This window comes from Saccharomonospora iraqiensis subsp. iraqiensis, assembly GCF_000430445.1.
Taxonomy (GTDB): Bacteria; Actinomycetota; Actinomycetes; order Mycobacteriales; family Pseudonocardiaceae; genus Saccharomonospora; species Saccharomonospora iraqiensis.
Genome location: NZ_KE387135.1, coordinates 114684 through 119062 on the forward strand (window position 1 = coordinate 114684; position 4379 = coordinate 119062).

5 protein-coding genes are annotated in these 4379 nt (G+C 73.0%); all 5 read left to right on the top strand.

The window, feature by feature from the left end; all coding sequences use genetic code 11:
* A partial coding sequence (locus ACTIR_RS25625) for a Trp biosynthesis-associated membrane protein (protein WP_199285657.1) occupies positions 1-192 on the top strand: 192 nt, incomplete at its 5' end.
* Positions 193-345: 153 nt separating this feature from the next.
* The gene (gene trpC / locus ACTIR_RS0120510; RefSeq protein WP_026455671.1) at positions 346-1155 is read left to right on the top strand and encodes an indole-3-glycerol phosphate synthase TrpC; all 810 of its coding nucleotides are present in this window, start codon (positions 346-348) and stop codon (positions 1153-1155) included.
* On the top strand, positions 1134-2375 hold the full coding sequence (gene trpB / locus ACTIR_RS0120515; RefSeq protein ID WP_026455672.1) for a tryptophan synthase subunit beta: 1242 nt from the start codon (positions 1134-1136) through the stop codon (positions 2373-2375). The genes trpC and trpB overlap by 22 nt, the downstream gene beginning before the upstream one ends.
* Positions 2372-3166 (top strand): tryptophan synthase subunit alpha, encoded by a 795-nt coding sequence (trpA, locus tag ACTIR_RS0120520; protein WP_026455673.1) that lies wholly within the window; start codon positions 2372-2374, stop codon positions 3164-3166. Before trpB ends, trpA begins: the two co-directional genes overlap by 4 nt.
* Positions 3167-3224: 58 nt before the next feature.
* Positions 3225-4274, top strand: a complete 1050-nt coding sequence (gene lgt / locus ACTIR_RS24620; RefSeq protein ID WP_034241222.1) for a prolipoprotein diacylglyceryl transferase — start codon at positions 3225-3227, stop codon at positions 4272-4274.
* Positions 4275-4379: the final 105 nt, after the last annotated feature.

Sequence of the window (4379 nt, forward strand, 5' to 3'; positions counted from 1 at the left end):
ACCGTGGCGGCGTGGCGGGGGCCCGCCATGCCCCGGATGGGGGCGAAGTACTCCGCGCCGACGACGGCGCGGCGGTCCGCGTCCGGGCAGGACGGGGCGGACGGGACGGCACCCGAGACGGCACGCGACGACGACACGGAACTGTGGAACGCGCTCACCGAGGGAGACGATCCGACGGCACGCGAACGGTGACACCGGTGTTTGTTCCCGGCAGGCACGGCGAATCCGACCCGGAGCCGATGCGCGACACCGTGCGGGTTAGCATCGGTCCGGCGGGAAGGGGAAGGTTTTTGTGAGCCACCTTGCGAGTGAATCAACAGTCGTGACTCCCGGTGGGGCCGCCCGGTGAGCGTTCTCGAAGACATCATCTCCGACGTCCGGGCCGATCTCGCGGAACGCGAGGCGGCGTTACCGTTCGACGAGCTGAAGCGGCGCACGGAACACGCGCCGGCGCCGCGGGACGTGATGGGCTCGTTGCGTGAGTCCGGGATCGGGGTGATCGCCGAGGTCAAACGGCGCAGCCCGTCCAAGGGCGAGCTGGCGGCGATCCCGGAACCCGCGACGCTGGCCAAGGACTACGAGGACGCGGGTGCGCGGGTGATCAGCGTGCTCACCGAGCGCCGCCGCTTCGGCGGGTCGCTGGCGGACCTCGACGCGGTGCGGGCCGCGGTGGACGTCCCCGTGCTGCGCAAGGACTTCATCGTCAGTCCGTACCAGGTCCACGAGGCCCGGCTGCACGGCGCCGACATGATCCTGCTGATCGCCGCGGCGTTGGAGCAGAGCGCGCTGGTGTCCCTGCTCGACCGGGTGGAGTCGCTGGGCATGACCGCCCTGGTCGAGGTGCACAACGCCGAGGAGGCGGACCGGGCCCTGGAGGCCGGTGCCTCGGTCGTCGGGATCAACGCGCGCAACCTGCACACCCTCGAGGTGGACCGGGACGTGTTCAGCAGGCTGGCCCCGGGGCTGCCGATGGACACCTTCAAGATCGCCGAATCGGGCGTGCGCGGCCCCGGCGACCTGATGGCCTACGCGGGCCACGGGGCGGACGCCGTGCTCGTCGGCGAGGGCCTGGTCTCCACCGACGACCCGAAGAACGCGCTGGTCAAGCTCGTCACGGCGGGATCGCACCCGGCATGCCCGAGGCCGAGCCGGTGAGTACGGAAGCCACGCCGCCGACCGGCCACGACCCGGACCCCCGCGGGCACTTCGGTCCCTACGGCGGGCGGTTCCTGCCCGAGGCGCTCATGGGCGCGCTCGACGAACTGGCCGCCGAGTACGACAAGGCCCGGCAGGACCCGGCGTTCGAGGCCGAGTTCTCCCGGCTGCTGACCGACTACGCGGGCAGGCCGTCGCGCCTGACCGAGGCACCCCGGTTCGCCGAGCACGCGGGTGGGGCCCGGATCTTCCTCAAGCGGGAGGACCTCAACCACACCGGGTCCCACAAGATCAACAACGTGCTCGGGCAGGCCCTGCTCACCCGGCGGATGGGCAAGACCCGGGTCATCGCCGAGACCGGGGCGGGCCAGCACGGCGTGGCCACGGCCACGGCGTGCGCGCTGCTCGGGCTCGAGTGCGTGGTCTACATGGGCGAGCTGGACACCCGGCGGCAGGCCCTCAACGTCGCCCGGATGCGGCTGCTCGGCGCGGAGGTCGTGCCCGTGGCCACCGGCTCGCGCACCCTCAAGGACGCCATCAACGAGGCCCTGCGCGACTGGGTGACCAATGTGGACACCACGCACTACCTGCTGGGCACCGCGGCGGGAGCGCACCCGTTCCCGCTGATGGTGCGCAACTTCCACACCGTCATCGGCGAGGAGGCGCGCGCGCAGATCCTCGACGCGACCGGACGGCTGCCCGACGCGGTCGCCGCGTGCGTCGGGGGCGGGTCGAACGCGATCGGCATCTTCCACGGCTTCCTCGACGACCCGGACGTGCGGCTGGTCGGGATGGAGCCCGGTGGCAAGGGCCTGGACACCGACCAACACGGCGCCACCCTGACGAAGGGCAGCCCCGGGACGCTGCACGGTGCCCTGTCGTACCTGCTGCAGGACGACGACGGGCAGACCACCGAGGCGTACTCGATCTCGGCGGGGCTCGACTACCCGGGTGTCGGGCCGGAGCACTCCTGGCTCAAGGACAGCGGCCGCGCCGAGTACCGCGCGGTCACCGACGCCGAGGCGATGGACGCCTTCCAGCTGCTGTCGAAGACCGAGGGGATCATCCCCGCGATCGAGTCGGCGCACGCGCTCGCCGGGGCGTTGACCCTCGGCCGCGAACTCGGCGAGGGCGCGACGATCGTGGTCAGCCTGTCCGGCCGCGGGGACAAGGACGTGGACACGGCCGCCCGCTACTTCAACCTCGTGGAGGACGTGTGAGCAGGCTCGACGAGCTGTTCGGCCGGACGAGGGACGAACGGCGCGGTGCGCTGGTGGCCTACCTGCCCGCGGGGTATCCGACCGTCGACGGGTCGAAGGAGCTGCTGGCCGCCACCCTGGACGCGGGCACCGACCTCGTCGAGGTCGGGGTGCCCTACTCCGACCCGGTGATGGACGGGCCCACCATCCAGGCCGCCGCGGACGAGGCGCTGCGGGGCGGCTTCCGGCTCAAGCACCTGTTCGAGGTCGTGGAGTCCGTCGCCGCCCGGGGCGGGCGTGCGGTGGTGATGACGTACTGGAATCCCGTGCACCGCTACGGCGTGGACGCCTTCGCCCGCGACCTCGCCGCGGCGGGCGGACTGGGAATGATCACGCCGGACCTGACCCCGGACGAGGCCCCGGAGTGGCTGACCGCCTCCGACCAGCACGGGCTGGACCGCATCTTCCTGGTGGCGCCGTCGTCGTCGGACGCGCGCCTGGCGCTCACCACGAAGGCCACCACCGGCTTCGTCTACGCGACGGCCGTGATGGGGGTCACCGGTGCGCGGGAGTCGGTCGGCTCGAATGCCGCGGAGCTCGTGCGCCGCACCCGCGCGCACACCGATCTGCCGGTCGGGGTCGGCCTGGGCGTCCGCTCCGGGGAGCAGGCGGCCGAGGTGGCGGGATTCGCCGACGCGGTGATCGTCGGCTCGGCCCTGGTGGCGAAGGCGGCCGACGGGCCTGAGGCGGTGGCGGAGCTGACCGCCGACCTCGCCGACGGCGTCCGCCGTCCGGTGACGAACGGGGCGTGACCGGGCCAGGTCCCGAGGCCCCCGTCCCGGCGGCGCGCCCGCGCGCTACGGTGGCCCGGTGACCACCGCCGCGACCACCTTCCTCGCGACCATCCCCAGCCCGGACCGGGGCGTGTGGGAGATCGGCCCGTTCCCGCTGCGGGCGTACGCGCTCTGCATCATCGCCGGCATCGTCGTCGCCATCTGGTGGGGCGAGCGCCGCTGGGTCGCCCGGGGCGGCACCAGAGGCACGATCGTGGACATCGCGGTGTGCGCCGTGCCGTTCGGGCTGATCGGCGGCCGGCTCTACCACGTGCTCACCGACTGGCAGCTCTACTTCGGGGAAGGCCGGGACCCGGTCCACGCCCTCTACATCTGGGACGGCGGACTCGGCATCTGGGGCGCCATCGCACTGGGCGCGGTGGGCGCGTGGATCGCCTGTCGCCGCCGGGGGATCCCCCTGCCCGCCGTGGCCGACGCGGTCGCCCCGGGCATCGTCGTCGCCCAGGCCATCGGCAGGCTCGGCAACTACTTCAACCAGGAGCTCTACGGCAGGCCGACGGATCTGCCGTGGGGGCTGGAGATCTACTGCCGCGGCACGGGGGGCGTGCCGCCCGCCACCTGCACGCCGGAGAACCCGGGGCCGCTGAACGGCGTGGCCGTCAGCGACGTGCCGCTCACCGTGGTGCACCCGACCTTCCTCTACGAGCTGCTGTGGAACCTCGGGGTCGCGCTGCTCCTGGTGTGGGCCGACCGGCGGTTCCGCCTCGGCCACGGGCGGGTGTTCGCCCTCTACGTCGCCGGGTACACGGCGGGGCGGTTCTGGATCGAGCTGATGCGCGCCGACGAGGCCAACGAGATCCTCGGCCTCCGGGTCAACGTGTGGGCGTCGATGCTGGTCTTCGCCGGGGCGGTGACGTACTTCGTGCTGGCCCGTCGGCGCGGCCCCCGGGAGGCGCCGGAGACACTGCGCAGCCCCGACGACGAGCGGAACGACGGTGACGACCGGAACGACGGTGACGACACCGGCGGGGACACGGGGGACTCCACGCACTCCGGGGACACCGCCCGCACCGCCGACACCGGTGGTGGAGCCGTCCGGGAGGCTGGACGCGACGACCGGTCCTGACATCGACGAGGCTCCCCGAACTGACGAGGCGTGTCCGGGAGCCGCGGGGTCCCGGAATCACTGGCGGCTCGCCCGGGCCGGGGAGCCCGGACGCTCAGTCGGGGT

Bases quoted from the DNA above. Each gene is read 5' to 3' on its own strand.
- trpB (WP_026455672.1), top strand. From the start codon at position 1,134: ATGCCCGAGGCCGAGCCGGTGAGTACGGAAGCCACGCCGCCGACCGGC.